Below are 18,819 nucleotides of genomic sequence, written 5' to 3'. Positions count from 1 at the left end.
GGGCAGTCGTCCCCAGTGCAATTGTGTCCTGTGGAGTAGTGCCCAGATCAGTGTCTGTTGTTCAACTCGAACGCCGGCAGATCGGTGATCTGCCACGTGAGGAAAAGCCCTGTGACTTGCCCGCCGCGTCGATAACGGAACCGGATGGTTCCCTCGCCGAAGTTCAACGGCCAATGATACACGTTACCTAACTAGCATCCGTTCGGAAGTCGCAGTCTGCTCTACCAATCGTGGACGGTGCCGTCGGCAAGTCGATTGTAAGGAAGGTAAGCCTGTTCGTAGGGGTACTTGCCGGCCTCGTCGACGTCGAGCGTGACTCCGAGCCCTGGCTTGTTGCCCGGGTGAAGCATTCCGTTGTTCCAAGTGAACGACTGATTGAAGACAGCATTCGTCTTCTCTCCGTGCTTCATGTACTCCTGAATGCCAAAGTTGTGAATAGCCATACCGAGGTGCATTGCAGCAGCCATGCCCACCGGTGAGATGTCGGTAGGCCCATGCATCCCGGACTTGATCTGGTATTGGCCGGCATAGTCAAGAATCTTCTTCAAGTGAGAGATTCCGCCGGTGTGAGTAACAGCACTCCGTACATAGTCGATGAGCTGTTCCCGAATGATCTGCTGGTAGTCCCAGACACTATTGAAGATCTCGCCGATAGCCAGCGGCGTCGTGGTGTGCTGACGCACAAGTCGCAGCGCCTCCTGGTTCTCGGCAGGAGTGCAGTCCTCGAGCCAGAAGAGGTCATAGGGTTCGAGCGACTTGCCCAGCTGTGCAGCCTGTATGGGCGTCATCCGGTGGTGGCCATCGTGCAGCAAGGGAAGCTCGGGGCCAAACTCATTGCGCACTGCTTCAAAGACTGTCGGAACGTGACGCAAGTAGCTGCGAGTGTCCCAGTCTTCTTCGGCGGGGAATGCGCCGCGTTGAGCCGGCTCATGGTCGTAGCGCACACCACTATTTCCGTCGAAGGTCTCGTTCGAAGCAATTCCATAAATCGACCGAAGGCCAGGCACTCCCGTTTGGATGCGAATCGCCTGGTACCCGGCTTCTTGGTGCTCTCGCACGCTGTCGAATAATTCACTCGTTGTCTTGCCCGACGCATGCCCATACGCCAACAGCCCGGTTCGGGATGCTCCTCCGAGGAGCTGGTAAAGAGGCATACCTGCCGCCTGGGCCTTAATGTCCCAGAGCGCGACGTCAACGGCCGCAATCGCTGCCATCGTGACCGGACCACGACGCCAGTACGCGCTTCGATAGAGAAACTGCCACGTGTCTTCGATCGTGTGGGCGTCTCGGCCGATAAGAAGTGGAACGACATGATCGCGAAGATAGGACACCACCGCGAGCTCTCTGCCGTTAAGCGTTGCGTCGCCCAGCCCGACGAGCCCATCATCGGTCGTCAGTCTGAGAGTGACAAAATTTCGATCCGGGCTTGTAACAATGACCTCGGCAGAGTGGATAATCACGGTTGGTCCTTTCGAGATAGTTCGAGAGATTGCAATGCTTCAGCAACGGGCGGCGCAAGCTCACCGACGAGGTCGGGCGCGACGAGGTGCAGCACCGCGTCGATCTGTTCGGATGCTGTCAGCCCCGGAAGACTCTCGGACAGTTCACCAACTCTCGCGTCTGACACCATCGACGGGTAGTCGCGCAAGTGCACCAGCCATCCGGCGATCACAAGGGCACCGGCCGAGCCGACAGGTAATTGCGACTCAATACGACGACGCTGAACATCGACGACGCGCTGCGGCAGCTTGTGGGAGCCATCGACGGCAACCTGTGCGAGGCGGTGCCGGATGCGGACGTTACTGAAGCGCGATCGGAGCGCGGAGAGTGTGGCGTCGATCTCGACATCCGGAAGGTCAAGAATTGCTCGCGCTTCGCCCCATAGCACTTCAACATGAGCGGCGCACCACGAGTCGGCCATAGCTTCATCGATCGTCTCGTGCCCTCGAAAGATGCCCACATAGGCCAACAGCGAGTGGGCAGCGTTAAGGAGCCAAAGTTTGCGGTTTTCGAAAGGGGCGAGATCATCGACGAATCGGGCTCCTCCCTTCTCCCACGCCGGCCGGCCGGCCGGGAATTCCCCACTGAGAATCCACTCAGTGAACGGCTCAGTGATGACAGGAACACGGTCGTGGCGCCCGGTGAGGGAAAGCACGGCAGCCAGATCGTCCTCGGTTGTTGCTGGCGTGATCCGATCGACCATGCTCGAGACGAACGAGACGTTCTCATCGATCCACTTAGCGAGCTGCGGATCACAGCGCGCAGCGAGCCCAAGCACCGAAGAGCGAGTAACCTCTCCGTTGCGAGGGAGGTTGTCGCAACTGATGATCGCAAGCGCACCGGAGCCAGCCCGGCGGCGAGCGCGGAGGCCGTCGACGATTCGCCCCGGAGCGCTGGACATGGCCGCATCGTTATCGGAGCTTAGAGCCAGTTCGTCCGCGTCGATGGCAGCGTCGAGAGAGTACCCCGATTCCGTGATGGTGAGGGTGAGAACGCTGACCGCCGGATCCGCAAGCACCGTCCGCCACCGCTCGCCGTCTGTGCCCGCAGAAGCACGGACCACGCTGGAGATCGTGAGCGGCACGTCGCGCGCGGAGTTGCGAATGATGAGGGTGTACCTATTGCCCTGGGCGTTCAGCGCATCAACGAGCTCTCGACGTTGGCCGCTGAAGGCTTCGATGCCCCACGCTAGGTCGCTGAGGTCGTTCGCGCGCTGGGTGTACCACGCCTGGTGGGCGCGATGAAACGCCCCCAAGCCCAAGTGCGCCATTCTCACAGGCGCTCGTACGTCACTCATCGCCCGGCGATTTCTCCACGGTGTGGGCAGCTCGATAGGCGGCGTCACGCACGAAGTTCAGATTCTCCTGCGTTCGCTGCTCAAGAGGAACCTCGGTCGAAAAGTCTTCGAGGGTAACCCAACCGTCATAGCCGATAGTGGCGAGGTCCCTAAAATATGCGCGAACATCTGCCTGACCGGTCGCCAACGGAGCCCACTTGTGGGCCCACCCCGTTACGCCGTCGGCTTCCGGTTCAGCGTGCCATGCCAAGTTCTTTACATGAATGTGCGCGAGGTAGTCCCCCAGCATCTGAAAGGCCGACAGGTGCTCTTCGTAACCCTCGATCAGCAAATTCCCCAGGTCGTGAATGATCCCGACGTGGGCGGGGTCGAGACCGTCAACGAGACGCAAAGCAGCGGATGCTGACGCCGTCAGCGTTTCATGATGCAGTTCCACGAGCGCTTTAACGCCATGCGCTTCAGCACGCGACGCTACCCACTCGAAGTCAGTGCGGGCCTGAGCAAAAGCATCGCGGTAATCGCCGTCGCCTCGCTTGGGAACAGTTACCCGCACCTGCCGAGCGCCGAGCTCGGCCGTGGCCGCGAGCATGCGTTCGACATCAACCTGGTTGTCACAGCGCGCGTAGCCACCGATTCCCGAGAATTCGAGCCCCGCCTCACGGGTGACCGCGGCGATATGGGGCAGCGACGCCTCTAAGCCGGTGAGTGGCCAGGTCGCGCGATTGCCTTGCCAAAAGCCCGGCTCAGCGGCCGGTTTCTGGTCAGTGATGCGCCATTCCACACCATCCCAGCCCTGTTTAGCGAGAACTCGTGCAGCTTCTTCGGGTTCCCAGTCCGGTGTCGAGGCGGTGAACACCGAGAATTTCACAGAGCACCACCTGTTACGCGAGTTGAGTTGTCGTATTTTCCCGCGAGTACGTCGGCAAAGAGCACGGGGGAATGGCGGGTCGCCGAGATGTAAATCGCGTCGACAAGGGCGAGCGAAAGCAACGCATCGTCAACGCGCACACTGGGCATTGACCTCGTTTCGATAGCGTGCACGATGTCTTCGTATTGTCGACGGTGACCGATCATGAACCACTCTTCATCCTTGGGCGCCCCGAAAATCTCTTCGGGATCAACCACGGACGCAGCCTGATTGAGAACCTCGCTATCGTCGCCCGCATCGGCAACATGAAAATATGCGAGTTGGTCGTCTTGGATGATCGCGGAGCCACGAGATCCGTGAACATGCAGGCTGACGCTCATCCCGGGGAACGCCGCCGTCGTTGCGTGAACGACCGCAAGCGCACCGGACTCGAAGCGAATTGTCGCGACAGCGGTGTCTTCGACCTCGATGCTGTCATGAGCAAGGCACGCAGTCTCGGCGCTCACAGTGACAGGGGTCCCTAAAAACCAGCGAAGCAAGTCAACCGTGTGCACGCCCTGATTCATCACCGCGCCCCCACCGTCGAGTTCCCACGTGCCACGCCATGTTCCGGAGTCGTAATATTCCTGCGACCGCCACCACGGCACAGATGCAACAGCAGAGGTGATGCGCCCGAAAAGCCCTCCCTCTACCGCTTCGCGGACCACAACGCTCGCGGGGTCGAATCGATGCTGGCTAATCACTGAGACAACGAGGCCACTGGATTCTGCCGCGAGCGCTAGCTCAGCAATACGCCGCGCTCGGGGCAGGTTGCTGTCGAGCGGCTTCTCGATGACGACATTGCTCCCTGCAGCGATAGCTTCCTCTGCGAGAGCCACGTGAAGCCCGCTCGGTGTGCAGATGACGACGATATCGACCCGCGGCGCTTCAGCGATCGAGGATGCGATTGTTGGCCGCTCCCGATGAAGATCGTTTTCGATGAAATCGGCAAGCGCAGCGCTGGCTTTCGGCGCGGCATCGATAAGGACGGTGATGTCGAGGCCGCCGTGCGCGACTATCGCTTTGGCGTGGTTGTAACCGATGATGCCGTTTCCGACGATGGCAACGTTGAGCGCGGTCATACGATCTTTACTCCAATGGTTGAGGTCAGTTGAGCGAAGGCGCGGGCTGCGCGTCCAAATTCGTGAGGACCGGAGAATCCGCCCAGGACGTGTTGGGAGCCGAGATGCGGCTCGAGCGACGCGAAGCCCGCGTAGCCGTCGTCGTGCAGGGCGGCGATTGTTTCGTGAAGCTGACCATCGCCTTCGCCGGCAGGGACAACCTCGCCGGTCGTCGCAATCGCATCTTTCACTTGCAGATACTCGAGGTGTGGCCGGAGTTGCGCGTATCCATCGGTGAACGGCTTCACTCCGACCTGCACAAAGTTCGCGTTATCCCAAGCGACTTTTAACGACGCTGAACCGACAGATTCAATGATGTCCAGCACCCGGTCTGGGGTGTCTCCGTAAATGTCTTTCTCGTTCTCGTGAACGAGAACCACCCCCTCGCGCTCTGCCTCAGCAGCGAGGGCGCTCATGCGTTCGAGCACGGCATCACGGGTGCTCTCAACAGTGACATCGGGCGAACGAAAGAATGAAAATATGCGGATGTAGCGGCTCTCGAGAAGGTGAGCCGCCGCGATGGCACGCTTGAGGCGTGCAACTTCTGCTTCGACCGGAACAGTGACGTCGACCTTGCCCACAGGGCTCGCGATCGCCGAAACTTTCATGTGACGTTCGCCAAGGATCGCCCTCAGTCGCGCGAGGTCAGCTGTGTCGAGATCGACGATGTTGATTCCCCAAGCGCTTCGCACCTCAATGAAATTCGCCCCCAGTGCTTGAAGAACTGAAATCTGAACGTGCGGATCCTCCGCTATTTCATCGCCGAACCCTGAGAGCAGCCATTCACCATTACTCATTTGACTCCTCCTGCAGTGAGGCCACCGACGAGGTAGCGCTGGAATACGAGATACAAAACGACAACGGGGACCGCACAGACGAGGGAAGCCGCCATCATTTGCCCGTAGATAGGAACGGCGCCGCCTTCTGCGGTTGCCCCGAAAATTTGGAGCGACACCGCCACCGTTCGAGTGCTCGGGTTGGTAATGACGGAAGCGAAAAGCACGTCATTCCAGCCAAGCAAGAATGCGAATATTCCGGAGACGACGATGCCTGGCCAGCTCAAAGGAACGATGATCCGGGTAAGAATTGTCCACGACGACGCTCCGTCGATGCGGGCCGCTTCTTCCAGCTCGCGTGGCAGTCCTCGCAGATAGGTCACCATCACCCAGGTCGAGAACGGAAGCGCGAACGTCAGGTAAGTCACGAAGAGTGCTCCGCGGGTACCAATGATTTGCACACCGATAATGGTGGAAATACTGGAGAACAGTACGAAGACAGGCAGCAGGATGAGAGTTCCCGGAATGGACTGCAACGCCAATAGCGCGCGGAGAATCGTGAGGCGCCCGAAGAATTGATAGCGCACAAGGACGTACGCCATCGCTACCGCGAGGAAGGCGCTGACGATGGCAACCGAGCCCGCCACCAGAACACTGTTAATCAGGCCCTTACCTAATTGAACGGTGCTCCAGATGTCGACATAGTTCGTGAATGAGATGTCTCTCGGCCAAAAGTCACCACGAACGATACTGACGTCTGAGTTGATCGACGCCATAAAGATATACAGGATCGGGATGAGCACAACGAGCAGCAGAAAAACCACGATCGACACCATGAGCGGTCGCGGCAGCAACCGCATCACTACATCTTCGCGAGACCGGCGTGTTCGAGCTCTTGTCGAACGGATGGCGAGACTCATTTCTTATGCCCTTCATCCCCCGTGTCGAGTTTGACGGCACGGAGATAGATGGCCAGAGGGATTGCGATGAGTGCGAGCGAGAACACGGCCATAGCCGCGCTTAACCCAAATCGGAAGCTCTGGAAGCTGGAGAGGTACGTAAGGAGGGGCAGCACTTCAACGTCGTACGGCGTCGGAACCCCAAACAAAACAAAAGGCAACGTAAAGCTGTTGATGTTGTGAAGGAACGAGATGATTGCCGCCAACGCAACAGGACCCTTGAGATACGGGAACACAACGTAGCGCAGCTTGGTCCACCATTCCGCGCCGTCGAGTGCTGCTGCTTCGTGAACTTCAGCTTCTACCGCTTGCAACCCAGACAGCACCAATAGGTAGAAGAACGGCCACGACGACCAGGCCTGCACGAGCACAAGAGCCCAATAGCTCTGAGGGCCGTTGAGCCAAAGACCGCCATCGATTCCGACCGTTTCAAGCAGACTGTTGACCACCCCGCCTGGCTGCAACATCGTGCGCCAGACAGTGCCAACGACAAAGGCGGGAAGAATGTACGGGATAAGGAAAACTGAGCGAACAAACCCGCGCCCCCGGAAGCGATTTTGAGCAGCGAGCGCTGCAGCCACACCAACCGGCAACGTGATGATTGCGACGAGAACCGAGTATGAAACGCTCAGCCAGACCGCATGGAACATTGACGACCGCGTTGCCGCTTCTACGTAGTTCTGAACGCCAATAAACGGCGCCCGAATCCACTCTCGCAGTGAGTATTGGTCGAGGTCGAGAAGCGATATGAAAACCGCGAGCAGCACGGGGATCACGATCACGAGCACCATGAGCACTCCGCCTGGCGCGAGCATCCAGAGCGGCCGGTTGCGCTTGTCTAAGCCCCGTGTCTTCTTCCGGCGAAGCTGTGTGCCTCCGCCCGCCGCATCGTCCGTTTCCGGATCGATGCGACGGTCGGATTGAGCAGTAGTCACTGTCATGAGTGGGTGTACTTCCGATTACTTTGCGCGGTCCAGAGCTGACTGGGCCGATTCTTGAGCTGACTTGAGCTGATCTTCGATTTGAGCGTCGGAGACAGCTCCGGATGCGATAGCGGGGATCAGCTGAACAACCACGTTGCCCAGCGCGAGCTGCACGTCTCCCCACGCGCCACTGAAGGGTGTGCCGACTGACTGAGCGCCAGCGTCGAGAAGCGGTGCGAGCAACTCGTTCTCACTCTGGATCGTCTCCGCGGCCTCGGCGTTTGTCGGCATTTCGCCGAAAGTATTGAAGTAAATCTCCTGCTGTTCTGGATCGGTCAACATTTTGATGAATGCAAATGCAAGATCCTGATTGGGCGAGTAGTTCGCGACCACGATGTTGTCACCTGAGATGATCGTTGCTGCTTCGATCGCCCCTTGAGGAGCGGATGTTTCCCCCGGCGCGATCAGCGGCATCGTGGCGTAGGCATACTTTCCTGCCACAGCGGACTTATCGAAAGTGACGGCAGAAGTTGCCGAGGTCATGGGCAGGAACGCGGCATTGCCATCAGCGAATGCGGCAACGGCCTGCGCTGTTTGCCATCCAACAGACGACGGGTCGACGACCTTATCGACGGTCATCCACTCGAAATAGGTGCGGTACGCCTCCACGGTGGTGGGGTCGTCAAGAGTAGCTTCGCCGTCTACGACGAGCGGGTTGCCAGCCTGGAGCGACATAGTCCAAATGAACTTCCACGGGTTGAAGTTGTCGGCGTAGGCAACCGCCATGCCGTACTGGTCGTCATGGGTCATTGCTTTAGCTTGCTCGAGGAGTCCGTCCCAACTGTCGGCGGGGGCATCGAACCCTGCTTCAGCAAGCAATTCAGTGTTGTAGGCGAGAGCAAACGGTCGGCTTGCCAATGGCACGCCGATTTCGTTCGCCTCGTCGGGGCCGGAGATGCCGAGTGAAGCGGGAACGAACTTGTCGCGGCCGCCCACTTTCTCCCACTCCTCGTCACCGAGTGTCACGAATGCGCCCGTTGAATACGCCGTGGGCGTGAACGTGGTCCCCAATGAATAAACATCCGGTCCCTGCCCAGACAGTACCGACGTTTGGATGCGAGTGAGCTCATCGTTCGCGGAGGCGAACGTCTCGAACTCTACGGTCGCGCCGGTCTCTTCCTCGAACTTTGCAGAGACATCGTCGAACCACGATTGCTGCTCTGTCGGGTAAAGCGTGTTTGCGGCGATCAACACGTTGAGGGACTTACCGCTGCCGTCGACAGCATCGCCATTATTCTCACCGCCTGTGGCGGAGCAGGCCTGAAGGCTAAGGGCGACGACGGCAAAGCCAGCCATCGTTGCGAGCATTTTCTTGTTATTCATCGAGACTCCTCTTTGAGTGGTGCGACGGGACACCGGGCAACCGGCCCCATAACGGGAGATTTCCAACGGCGTGCCTCGAACTCTAAGCAATGTGGCAATTTGGGCGCAATAATTTGCCAAATATTGCCAAAATATGGAAGGTCTGATTATCTCGACCTATGAACACCACATCGTCGCGGAGCTCAGATCGGCCCGCGACACTCAAAGATGTCGCCGAGCGCAGCGGTGTCGCGACCTCGACCGCGTCCCGCGCCCTCTCGACTCCAAGTCGCGTGAACGCCAGCACGCGCAGTCGCATCGAGCAAGCGGCCCGTGAGCTCGGTTACGTTGCTCCGTCGAGCGCCCGCAAAGGCGGCAACAACGAGGTCGTCGGCACGCGCGGAAAGTCGGTGGCGTTACTCGTTGCCGATATTAGCAATCCGTTCTATTTCGACATCATCCGGGGTACTCAACTGCAAGCACGCGCGGCGGGTTACTCTCAGCTTCTTATCGACACCGAAGAATCTCCTGAACTCGAGCAATCAATGCTTCAGAGCCTTCGCGGCTCCTTCGACGGGGCAATTATCGCCGCCTCTCGACTCACTGATCGTGAGCTGACCGAAATGTCGACAGCCATGCCCCTCGTCGCGATCAACCGGCAAACGGCCGGCGTACCGAGCGTGTTTATCGATTCCCCCTTCGGGATCGATCAGGCAGTAGAGCACCTCATCTCACTTGGCCATCGAGACATCGTGTACGCCTCTGGGCCAGAGACCTCGTGGTCCAACGAAGGGCGTTGGCGTGCGTTCGCTAAAGCAATGGGGCGGCACGGGCTTACCGCGCGACGGTTAGGCCCCTTCTCGCCGAAACAGGTCGGCGGGGCAGCCGCCGCGGACGCGGTCATCAATAGCGGGGCATCAGCGTGTGTCGCCTTCAACGACTTGCTCGCAATCGGCATGCTCGCACGGCTCCACGACCGAGGGGTACAAGTGCCCCACGATGTGAGCATCGTGGGCTGTGACGATATTTTTGGTGCCGACTTCTGCAACCCACCGCTCACCACACTGACCGCTCCAATCGAAAAGGCAGGACGTGTTGCCGTCTCGATGCTGTTGGCAAATCTTTCCAATGAGCCTCAACACAACCCGCGGCGCTCGGTAGTCCTCCCTACTCATCTCACCGTGCGCGACTCCACTGGCCCCTCCCCCTCCCACAAGAAGGAATGATGACGATCCTGCTTCCTCACCCCGATCGACTTTTCTCCAGCAATCCCGAGGAACGCGACATTGCCCGGCGGCTCTACAGCGAGGTGCAGCATGCACCGATTTACTCACCTCATGGTCACGTCGAAGCTGCAATGCTGCTCGCGGACGAGCCCTTTGCCGATCCTGCGGCCTTACTGATAACACCCGACCACTACGTCACCCGGTTGCTTCACGCCAACGGCGTTTCGCTGAACAAGCTAGGCCTTGCGCAGCACGGCATCCCCTCGGACCACAGCGGTCGCGAAATCTGGCGCCGGTTCAGCGAAAACTGGAACCTTTTTCAAGGAACGCCTGTGATGGCCTGGTTCGAAACCGAACTCAGCGATGTTTTCGGGGTCGCCGAAACTCCCTCTTCTGAGAATTCAGATGCGATCTACGACCAACTTTCTGCGGCAATAGCAACCCCCGCGATGCGGCCCCGCGCGCTCTTTGACCGCTTTGGCATCCGCGTTCTTGCGACCACCGACGACCCCGCCGATGACCTCGCGGCTCACGCAGCCTTAGCCGCTGACCCCACTTTCGCCGGGCATGTGTTGCCCACCCTGCGCGCCGATGTCTATATGAATCCGCTAGGGCCGCAGTGGGCAGCGAAACTCGCCTCGCTATCGGCCGCAGCGAACATCGACTGCGGCAGCTATGCCGGCTTGCTGTCAGCGCTGCGTTCCCGGCGCGAGTACTTCATCGCGCACGGCGCGACCGCCACGGACACCGGAGTAGTCGATGCCGGGGCAGAGCCCCTGAGTCCCGAGGCTGCCGAACGATTGCACGCCGCTGGCCTCGCCGGAACGCTCACCGCAGGCGATGCCGTCGCCTACCGCCACAACATGCTCTATCAATTCGCGGCTATGTCAGTGGATGACGGTCTCGTGATGCAACTCCATGCCGGCGTCATACGCAATCACCACAAGCCCACCTTTGATTCCTACGGCCCGGATACGGGGCATGACCTTCCTGATCGCGTCTCGTTCACTCGCCCCCTTGAGCCGCTGCTGCGCGACTTCGGCACGGCGCCGGGCTTTCATCTCGTGCTCTTCACCGTGGATGAGTCCGCTTTCTCCCGAGAAATCGCGCCGTTAGCAGGCTTCTACCCTGCTGTTTTCGCAGGAGCTCCGTGGTGGTTCCTGGACAGTCCGGCAGCGATGCGTCGGTACCGCGAAGCCGTCACCGAGACCGCTGGTTTCACGAAGACATCTGGCTTCATTGACGACACGCGGGCATTCTGCTCTATCCCTGCCCGCCACGATATGTCTCGACGGGTCGACGCTGCCTATCTTGCTTCACTCGTGGCGCAGCACCAGATCACCGAAGAATCCGCCCTCGAGATCGCGGTCGCGCTTGTATCGACGCGGCCCATTGACACGTTCCGCTTGCCTGCGTAGCTAACGTGCCCACGACGACACGACCAGTACTCTAGAAGCATGCCCGGAAGTCTTCACGCACGCGTGCTCAATGAGCTCGGGCTCCACATCGTTTCGGGCGAGATCAGCCCCGAATCCACAATTCTCGCGGAACAGCTTGAGGAGCGTTACGGCGTCTCCCGTTCGGTAGTTCGTGAAGCTGTGCGGGTGCTTCAGTCACTCGGAATGGTCGCCTCGGTGAAACGGGTCGGCATGCGCGTGCAACCAATGGCGCAGTGGAGTCTTTACGATCCGCTCGTCATCCGCTGGCGTTTGGAGCAGGCCGAAAACGGTAAGCAGTTGCGCTCTCTTACTGAATTGCGTGCTGCGATCGAGCCGCAGGCAGCCCAACTTGCCGCAACTTTTGCTTCTGAAGAGACGAGCGCCGAGCTGCTGGCGTTGGCCGCGCGAATGCGTTCTGTCGGGCGGTCGGGCGACCTCGAACTCTTTCTTGAGCTCGACATCCGCTTTCACTCGCTGGTTCTTGCGGCGAGCGGTAACGAAATGTTCGCCCGCCTCGACCGCGTAATCGCCGAAGTGCTGACCGGTCGCACGCACCGCGGTCTCATGCCGGCAACACCGCACGAAGAGGCACTACAACTGCATGTAGATGTTGCCGATGCCATTCAGGGCAAACGTCCCGCCGACGCCTTCGCGTCCATGGAACGCATCATGACGCGCACGAGTGAAGAAGTCGAGCCGATCTGGGCCGGCGAAGCACGCATCTTCCTCGACTAGCGCTGAGGGGCAAGTCACCGAGCGACTCGCGTGCGGCGTTGCTGCTAGAAGCGCAGCAGAACTTTGCCGCTGTGCTCGGAGTCTTTCGCCATAGCGAACGCTTCGAGAGCCTCGGATGCCGCAAACTCGTGCGTTACGACGGGCTCAACGAAGAGGCTGCCGTCGGCGAGCGCCGCAATAACCTCATCGATTTCGTCGTTGAAGCGGAACGAACCGACGAGCTCAAGTTCACGCGTAATCGCGAGCGAGATGAGCGCCGGCTGCTGTCCTGAAGGCAAGAGCCCGACCATGACGACGCGACCACCACGAGTTGCCCCTCGCACGGCAGACTCGAGCCCGCGGTAGCTGCCCGAGGATTCAAAGACGATGTCGGCGTCGACTGCGGCGATGGCATCCACATCCGTGGCGTGGAGAATTTCTGTCGCCCCGACCTCTTGCGCGATCGCGAGCGGCCCAGCGAACATATCGACGGCCACAATCTCGCTGGCACCGGCGCGCTTGAGCACCGCAACGATGAGAGCACCAATCGGGCCAGCGCCGATAACGAGAGCACGTTTTCCGCGAACGTCTCCGGCGCGAGATACCGCGTGCCATGCAACACTGGCGGGTTCCACGAGAGCCGCGTCACGCAGGCTGAGCGAGGCGGGCAGTGCTCGCAGCATCCGGCTCGGCAAAGTCACAAATTCAGCGAACGCGCCCTCGGTGTGAGGGAATCGCGCCGCACTGCCGAGGTAGGTGCAGCCTGGGGAAAGGTTGGGGCGGTCTTCTGGCCAGCGCGGCTCAGTGCCACCGGGGGTTGCCGGATGCACGGCCACCGTGGTTCCGGCAGCGGGGCCGGTTCCGTCGGCAGCCTGCTGAATAACAGTGCCAACGACTTCGTGGCCCAAAATCATCGGGGCCTTGAGAATCGACTCCCCCGCGGCACCGTGAGTCCAGTAGTGAAGGTCAGACCCACACACACCGCCGAACGCGACCTGAACGACAGCCTCATCAGCCGACGCCGCAGCGAGCGGAATCGTGTCGACCCGCAAATCATCTACTGCGTGGACAACAACAGCGAGGGTGTCGGTGGGGAGTTCGAGAGTCATGAGCTTCGTTTCTATTCGGTGTTGAAAAGAAAACGGGAGCGCCGCAATGCTGCACGACGCTCCCGTGTTTCGAAAGGTTGTTAGACGACGACCGTCATGCCGCCATCGATAAAGATGACTTGGCCGTTGACGTAGTCCGACCCGCTGGAGGCGAGCCAGACGGCGGGGCCACCGAGGTCGGCGGGAGTGCCCCAACGACCAGCAGGCGTGCGCCCGAGGATCCAGTTATTGAAGGTGTCGTCATCGACGAGCGCCTGCGTCATTTCGGTGTGGATGTAGCCAGGCGCGATTGCATTGATCTGCAGTCCGCCACTAGCCCACTCCGCCGTCATGGCGCGAGTGAGGTTGCGGATGCCGCCCTTCGACACCGTGTACGGCGCGATAGTGGGGCGAGCAAGGTCGGTCTGCACCGACGCAATGTTGATGATCTTGCCCTCACCACGCACCAGCATGTGGCGCGCAACTTCGCGGCCAACGAGGAACGCGCTCGTGAGGTTGGTGGAGATGACTCGGTTCCAGTCCTCCACGTCGAGGTCGAGCATCGGTTCGCGATGCTGGATGCCCGCGTTGTTCACGAGCACCCCGATCGCACCGATGGATGCCTCGATCTCGGCAATGGCGGTGGCGACAGCTGTGGCATCCGCTACGTCAAACGCGCGAGCGTAGACGCGTTCGGCCCCAAACTCGGCACTGAAGTCGGCGTAAGTGGCGGCAAGCCGCTCTTCATCGCGACCGTTCAGCACGATCGTTGCACCGGCAACCGCCAAGGCCTGAGCGATGACGCGCCCGATTCCTCGACTGGATCCGGTAACGAGCGCAATGCGCCCCGTGAGGTCAAACATGGTGGATGCCACAGCTATCTCCTAAAACATTCCGGCGACGATGAAGATGACGAACGCGATCGCGAAGCCCATGACACCGACGAGTGCTTGACCGACTGTCCAGGTGCGCAGCGTGGTTTGGGTGTCCATACCGAAGAAGCGGCTGACCAGCCAGAAGCCAGAGTCGTTGACGTGACCAGCAAACACCGATCCGGCAGCGAGTGCGAGCACGATGGCGGCAAGTTCGACCGGGTTGAGGCTGGCGTCAGCCAAAACGACGGGCTGGATGAGCGCTGCCGCAGTCGTGAGAGCGACGGTTGCCGAACCTTGAGCCACACGGATGATCGCAGCAATCACGAAGCCGGCAACGATGAGCGGCATACCGATTGATTCGAGTGACGTGGCGATACTGGCGCCGATTCCGCTGGCACGAAGTACGCCACCGAACATTCCACCGGCACCCGTGATGAGGATGATCGAGCTAACCGGGCCGAGGGCGCTGTCGACGATCGTCTCAATGAGCGTGCGCTCCTTGTTGCGCTTCCAGCCGAGCAACCACATCGCGAAGACCACGGTGATGAGCAGAGCGATGGGAGTTTCGCCGAGGAGACGAAGCACCTGAACGAGCGGGTTCTCAATGTCAACGACACCAGCAGTGGCGAGGGCGTTGAGGCCAGTGTTCATGAAGATGAGAACGAGAGGGAGAAGGAGAAGGAAGAGGATCGTGCCGAGCTTGGGGTTTGACTTGAACTGAGCAGCCTTTTCGTCATCTTGGCTTCCGAACAGGATGTCGGGGATCGCGATGTCGAAACGCTTGCCGGTCCAGGTGCCGAACTTGTAGCCGACGACGTACCAGGTGGGGATCGCGACGATGAGGCCGAAGATGAGGACGAGTCCGACGTCAGCGCCGAGAAGACCGGTGGCGGCAACGGGGCCGGGGTGCGGCGGCACGAAGATGTGCATGACCGAGAAGGCGACGGCTGACGGGAAGGCGTAGAAGAGGAGCGATCCGCCGAGGCGACGAGCCACCGTGAAGATGATTGGCAGCATGACGACAAGACCGGCGTCGAAGAAGATGGGGAAACCCATCATGAGCGAGGCAACGGCCAGAGCCAGAGGTGCCCGCTTCTCACCGAAGCGACGGATGAGCGAGTCGGCGAGCACTTGCGCTCCACCACTCATTTCGAGCATCCGGCCCAGCATCGCACCAAGACCAACCAGCAAGGCGACGCTGGCGAGAGTGCCACCGAAGCCAGACGTGAGGGTCGGGATTATCTGGTTCGTGGGGATACCAGCCGCAACCGCGGTGACGAGGCTCACGATGATCAGCGAGAGGAACGCGTGAACGCGGCCCACGATAATCAGCAGCAGCAAGAGCGCTATGGCTCCCGCGGCAAGAAGGAGAAGACCCCACGTGGGCAACTCCCAAAGCAATTGGAGATCGGTCATCATTGTCCTTTTTCTCTAGCGCAGCTCAGCCGACGTAGCGGTCGGTGAGGTCTTTTTTGATTGACCGGACAATTTCGTCCGGAGTTTGGGTGAGGTCGGCGAGCACGCCGCGCTCGTCTTCCTGGAGTGGTTCGAGGGTGCTGAACTGGGAGTCGAGGAGACTGTTGGGCATGTACTCATGATTGCGATGCGACTGGCGTTCAGCGATCACTTCACGGCTGCCATTGAGGTGAACGAAGACCGCGGAAGGAGTGTGGGCGGTGAGGAGTGTGCGGTACGAGCGCTTGAGAGATGAGCACGCAACGATGATGGGGTTGCCGTCGGCGAGTTCTGCGCCAATTCGGTCGGCGATGATCTCGAGCCAGGGGGCGCGGTCTTCGTCATTCAAGGCGTGGCCAGCGGCCATCTTCTCTTTGTTAGCCCGGGGGTGAAGGTCATCACCGTCGATGAATTGCATCCCCAGCGCTTCGCCGAGGGCAGCACCAACGGTCGATTTACCCGATCCTGAGACACCCATCACTATGAGGGGTGGAAATTGTGAAGTCACAGTCTTCCTAACATTGGACGCGTCGTTACGTCTGATATCAATCAGGTAAGTCTGCCTTAAAGCAGACTTAATGCAAATTCGGCTCGCGGGACCACCCACGAGGTCAGCGAGCGAGCAGGACGCAAATAGCTGACGATTTCTTTCTATACCGGCTACCTCTGGTTTATCAACACTCTCAGTGGGAACATTGAGGAAGGGAAGAAGGAATTGCCATGAGCGAGAACCTGAACGATCCAGTTGAAGAACTGTCGTCGGACACCTGTTGGGAGTTACTGCGCACTGCCACTCTGGGCAGAATCGCGGTCAGCTTTCGAGGAGAGCCAGAGATCACCCCGGTGAATTTCATCGCCGTGAACAACCGACTAATGTTGCGCACGTCACAGGGCACCAAGCTGCTCAAGCTGACGATCAATGATCGAGTGGCGTTCGAGACTGACTACGTGGGCCCGCACACAGCGTGGAGCGTCGTTGCCAAAGGCACAGCGCGCATTATCGAAGCTCAAGACGAGATCTACGAAGCCGACCAATTGCCGCTGACACCGCTGATCCCCACGCTCAAATACGTGTGGGTGGAAATCAGGCCGACAGAAGTTACCGGGCGCCGCTTCACGCTCGGGCCGGAGCCCGAGCGCTATTAGCGACTTAGAGCGACCCCTTGCCCGTCGAGCCGATCGGAATCGCGGTCATGCGCGTTACGGCAACTTCGGCCGTAAGGTACTGACCAATCTCACCGACGAGAGCGGCGACTGCGGGGCTCGTGCCGTGGTCGTCGAGAAGCGCTTCTGACGCCCACTTCTCAATCATGACGAGCGTGCCATCCGCGGCTTCATGAATCGCATAGAGCTCACAGCCGGGTTCGTCATGCACAAGAGGAAGTGCGGTGCGGAGCGCCTCAACCACCGCGTCGCGGCTGTCGGGGCGGATGGGAAATACGGCGGTAACGATCACTGGTTGGGTCATGCTGCCACGCTACCGCTCACCCCCTGCGTTTCCGCAAGGTAAGTAGGGCGGCGGCGGCGAAGGCTGAATGGATGCCGCGAGCCTGCTGCGCGGTGTGCCCTAGGCTTGATCACTGGGCCAACTCCGCGCCAGCGTGGGGCCCGCCACTTTGTCCCAGAGTCAAGGAGTGAACGATATGACCGCTGCTGAGCAAGCATCCGCAAACATTGGCGTAGTAGGGCTCGCCGTTATGGGCTCCAACCTCGCCCGCAACCTCGCAAGCCGCGAAGGCAACACCGTTGCCATCTACAACCGCTCCTACTCGAAGACCGAGACTCTGCTCACTGAGCACCCCGAAGCTAACTTCGTTCCGGCATCCACGTATGAAGAATTTGCGGCGTCGCTGTCGAAGCCACGCACCGCCATCATCATGGTGCAGGCTGGCAAAGGCACGGACGCTGTGATCGACGCTCTCACTGAAGCTTTCGAACCCGGCGACATCATCGTCGACGGCGGCAACGCACTCTTCACCGACACCATCCGTCGTGAGAAGGCCGTGCGCGAGACCGGCATTAACTTCGTCGGCGCTGGCATCTCTGGTGGCGAAGAGGGCGCGCTGCTCGGCCCATCGATCATGCCCGGCGGTTCCGCGGAAGCGTGGGAAACTCTCGGCCCGATCCTCAAGTCGATCGCCGCTATTGCCGAAGGTGAGCCGTGCGTCACTCACGTCGGCACCGATGGTGCAGGCCACTTCGTCAAGATGATCCACAACGGCATCGAATACGCCGACATGCAGCTCATCGCTGAGGCCTACGACCTCATCCGCCAGGGCACCGGCGCGACCCCCGCCGAAATCGCCGACATCTTCGCCGAGTGGAACAAGGGCGAACTCGAGAGCTACCTCATCGAGATCACCGCCGAAGTTCTGCGCCAGGTCGACGCCAAGACAGACAAGCCCCTCGTGGACATCATCCTCGATCAGGCAGGTTCCAAGGGAACCGGCGTGTGGACCGTGCAAACCGCACTCGACCTCGGAGTGCCCGTCTCGGGAATCGCCGAAGCCGTGTTCGCCCGCGCCGTCTCCTCGAAGCCTGCCCAGCGTGCGGCATCCGCAGCACTGCCCGGCCCCAGCTCTGTGCCGGCCATCGACGACAAGGCCGCGTTCATTGAGGATGTTCGCCAGGCTCTCTACGCCTCGAAGATCATTGCGTACAGCCAGGGCTTCGACGCTATTGTTGCCGGCGCTGAAGAGTACAACTGGGACATCAAGAAGGGCGAGATCGCCAAGATCTGGCGCGGTGGTTGCATCATCCGTGCCCGCTTCCTGAACCGCATCACCGAGGCCTACGCCGAGAACCCCGGCCTCGTGGCTCTCGTCGCGGCGCCGTACTTCAGCGATGCGATCGGTGGAACTCAAGATTCTTGGCGCCGAGTTGTGGGCGGTGCTGCCGCTGCGGGCATCCCGACTCCGGCATTCTCCTCGTCGCTCGCGTACTACGACAGCCTGCGCGCACCGCGCCTTCCTGCCGCCCTCGTTCAGGGTCAGCGCGACTTCTTCGGCGCTCACACCTACAAGCGAGTCGACATGGATGGCACCTTCCACACCCTGTGGTCGGGCGATCGCACCGAGATCGAAGCGACTGACTCGCACTAATCGATATGGCGGCGAACCTCGTGTTCGCCGCCATTCTTTTCGCCTCAACACACGCAACGCAGCACTGGCAGGCACA

The 18,819-nt window shown here is 60.1% G+C and carries 18 protein-coding genes; 5 read left to right on the top strand and 13 right to left on the bottom strand.

All coding sequences use genetic code 11. The annotated features are described in order from the left end of the window. Nucleotides 1–221 precede the first annotated feature (221 nt). From manD to ON14_RS13695, 8 genes are read right to left on the bottom strand one after another with little or no spacing between them, the layout of a single operon-like run. The gene (gene manD / locus ON14_RS13730) at nucleotides 222–1,460 is read right to left on the bottom strand and encodes a D-mannonate dehydratase ManD (protein ID WP_010205947.1); all 1,239 of its coding nucleotides are present in this window, start codon (nucleotides 1,458–1,460) and stop codon (nucleotides 222–224) included. Continuing rightward, nucleotides 1,457–2,770, bottom strand: coding sequence for a mannitol dehydrogenase family protein (locus tag ON14_RS13725; protein WP_010205946.1), 1,314 nt, complete (start codon nucleotides 2,768–2,770; stop codon nucleotides 1,457–1,459). The genes manD and ON14_RS13725 overlap by 4 nt, the downstream gene beginning before the upstream one ends. Before the next feature lie 19 nt (nucleotides 2,771–2,789). After that, on the bottom strand, nucleotides 2,790–3,665 hold the full coding sequence (locus ON14_RS13720) for a sugar phosphate isomerase/epimerase family protein (RefSeq protein ID WP_010205945.1): 876 nt from the start codon (nucleotides 3,663–3,665) through the stop codon (nucleotides 2,790–2,792). Beyond that, a complete protein-coding gene (locus ON14_RS13715; protein ID WP_010205944.1) occupies nucleotides 3,662–4,786 on the bottom strand; it encodes a Gfo/Idh/MocA family protein in 1,125 nt (374 codons plus the stop codon). Before ON14_RS13715 ends, ON14_RS13720 begins: the two co-directional genes overlap by 4 nt. After that, nucleotides 4,783–5,622: a sugar phosphate isomerase/epimerase family protein gene (locus ON14_RS13710; RefSeq protein WP_010205942.1), complete on the bottom strand. Its 840-nt coding sequence runs from the start codon at nucleotides 5,620–5,622 to the stop codon at nucleotides 4,783–4,785. The genes ON14_RS13715 and ON14_RS13710 overlap by 4 nt, the downstream gene beginning before the upstream one ends. Further along, nucleotides 5,619–6,521 (bottom strand): carbohydrate ABC transporter permease, encoded by a 903-nt coding sequence (locus ON14_RS13705; RefSeq protein ID WP_050993072.1) that lies wholly within the window; start codon nucleotides 6,519–6,521, stop codon nucleotides 5,619–5,621. The genes ON14_RS13710 and ON14_RS13705 overlap by 4 nt, the downstream gene beginning before the upstream one ends. Continuing rightward, on the bottom strand, nucleotides 6,518–7,501 hold the full coding sequence (locus tag ON14_RS13700) for an ABC transporter permease subunit (RefSeq protein WP_010205934.1): 984 nt from the start codon (nucleotides 7,499–7,501) through the stop codon (nucleotides 6,518–6,520). The genes ON14_RS13705 and ON14_RS13700 overlap by 4 nt, the downstream gene beginning before the upstream one ends. 18 nt (nucleotides 7,502–7,519) lie before the next feature. Continuing rightward, nucleotides 7,520–8,866 carry a sugar ABC transporter substrate-binding protein gene (locus tag ON14_RS13695; protein ID WP_010205931.1) on the bottom strand — a complete coding sequence of 449 codons (1,347 nt, stop codon included), beginning with the start codon at nucleotides 8,864–8,866 and terminating at the stop codon, nucleotides 7,520–7,522. 158 nt (nucleotides 8,867–9,024) lie between these two features. On the opposite strand from ON14_RS13695, the gene ON14_RS13690 reads away from it, so the two are divergent. Genes ON14_RS13690 through ON14_RS13680 form a run of 3 tightly spaced genes read left to right on the top strand, consistent with a single transcriptional unit; the run spans nucleotide 9,025 to nucleotide 12,245 of the window. Beyond that, nucleotides 9,025–10,071, top strand: coding sequence for a LacI family DNA-binding transcriptional regulator (locus tag ON14_RS13690; protein ID WP_010205930.1), 1,047 nt, complete (start codon nucleotides 9,025–9,027; stop codon nucleotides 10,069–10,071). Further along, nucleotides 10,071–11,489 (top strand): glucuronate isomerase, encoded by a 1,419-nt coding sequence (uxaC, locus tag ON14_RS13685; RefSeq protein ID WP_010205929.1) that lies wholly within the window; start codon nucleotides 10,071–10,073, stop codon nucleotides 11,487–11,489. Before ON14_RS13690 ends, uxaC begins: the two co-directional genes overlap by 1 nt. A 39-nt stretch (nucleotides 11,490–11,528) precedes the next feature. Next, on the top strand, nucleotides 11,529–12,245 hold the full coding sequence (locus ON14_RS13680) for a FadR/GntR family transcriptional regulator (protein WP_010205928.1): 717 nt from the start codon (nucleotides 11,529–11,531) through the stop codon (nucleotides 12,243–12,245). A gap of 44 nt (nucleotides 12,246–12,289) precedes the next feature. On the opposite strand, the gene ON14_RS13675 is transcribed toward ON14_RS13680, so the two are convergent. From ON14_RS13675 to ON14_RS13660, 4 genes are all read right to left on the bottom strand, one after another. Continuing rightward, on the bottom strand, nucleotides 12,290–13,333 hold the full coding sequence (locus ON14_RS13675; protein WP_010205926.1) for an L-idonate 5-dehydrogenase: 1,044 nt from the start codon (nucleotides 13,331–13,333) through the stop codon (nucleotides 12,290–12,292). 80 nt (nucleotides 13,334–13,413) lie between these two features. Beyond that, a complete protein-coding gene (locus tag ON14_RS13670; RefSeq protein WP_010205925.1) occupies nucleotides 13,414–14,187 on the bottom strand; it encodes an SDR family oxidoreductase in 774 nt (257 codons plus the stop codon). A 9-nt stretch (nucleotides 14,188–14,196) separates the two neighbouring features. Then, the gene (locus ON14_RS13665) at nucleotides 14,197–15,606 is read right to left on the bottom strand and encodes a GntP family permease (protein ID WP_010205924.1); all 1,410 of its coding nucleotides are present in this window, start codon (nucleotides 15,604–15,606) and stop codon (nucleotides 14,197–14,199) included. Between the two features lie 22 nt (nucleotides 15,607–15,628). Beyond that, the gene (locus ON14_RS13660) at nucleotides 15,629–16,150 is read right to left on the bottom strand and encodes a gluconokinase (RefSeq protein ID WP_010205923.1); all 522 of its coding nucleotides are present in this window, start codon (nucleotides 16,148–16,150) and stop codon (nucleotides 15,629–15,631) included. A 212-nt stretch (nucleotides 16,151–16,362) separates the two neighbouring features. On the opposite strand from ON14_RS13660, the gene ON14_RS13655 reads away from it, so the two are divergent. Beyond that, complete coding sequence (locus ON14_RS13655) at nucleotides 16,363–16,788, top strand: pyridoxamine 5'-phosphate oxidase family protein (RefSeq protein WP_010205922.1); 426 nt, start codon at nucleotides 16,363–16,365, stop codon at nucleotides 16,786–16,788. A 4-nt stretch (nucleotides 16,789–16,792) separates the two neighbouring features. Here ON14_RS13655 and ON14_RS13650 read toward each other — a convergent pair whose 3' ends face one another. Further along, the gene (locus ON14_RS13650) at nucleotides 16,793–17,110 is read right to left on the bottom strand and encodes a putative quinol monooxygenase (RefSeq protein WP_010205921.1); all 318 of its coding nucleotides are present in this window, start codon (nucleotides 17,108–17,110) and stop codon (nucleotides 16,793–16,795) included. A 175-nt stretch (nucleotides 17,111–17,285) separates the two neighbouring features. Here ON14_RS13650 and gndA point away from each other — a divergent pair, with 175 nt between their 5' ends. Next, the gene (gene gndA, locus ON14_RS13645) at nucleotides 17,286–18,743 is read left to right on the top strand and encodes an NADP-dependent phosphogluconate dehydrogenase (protein ID WP_010205920.1); all 1,458 of its coding nucleotides are present in this window, start codon (nucleotides 17,286–17,288) and stop codon (nucleotides 18,741–18,743) included. The last annotated feature ends 76 nt before the right edge of the window (nucleotides 18,744–18,819 follow it).

The organism is Salinibacterium sp. PAMC 21357, from assembly GCF_000247645.1.
GTDB lineage: Bacteria > Actinomycetota > Actinomycetes > Actinomycetales > Microbacteriaceae > Rhodoglobus.
Note: the sequence above shows the minus strand (reverse complement) of the source record. Positions and strands in the feature narration are given on the sequence as shown.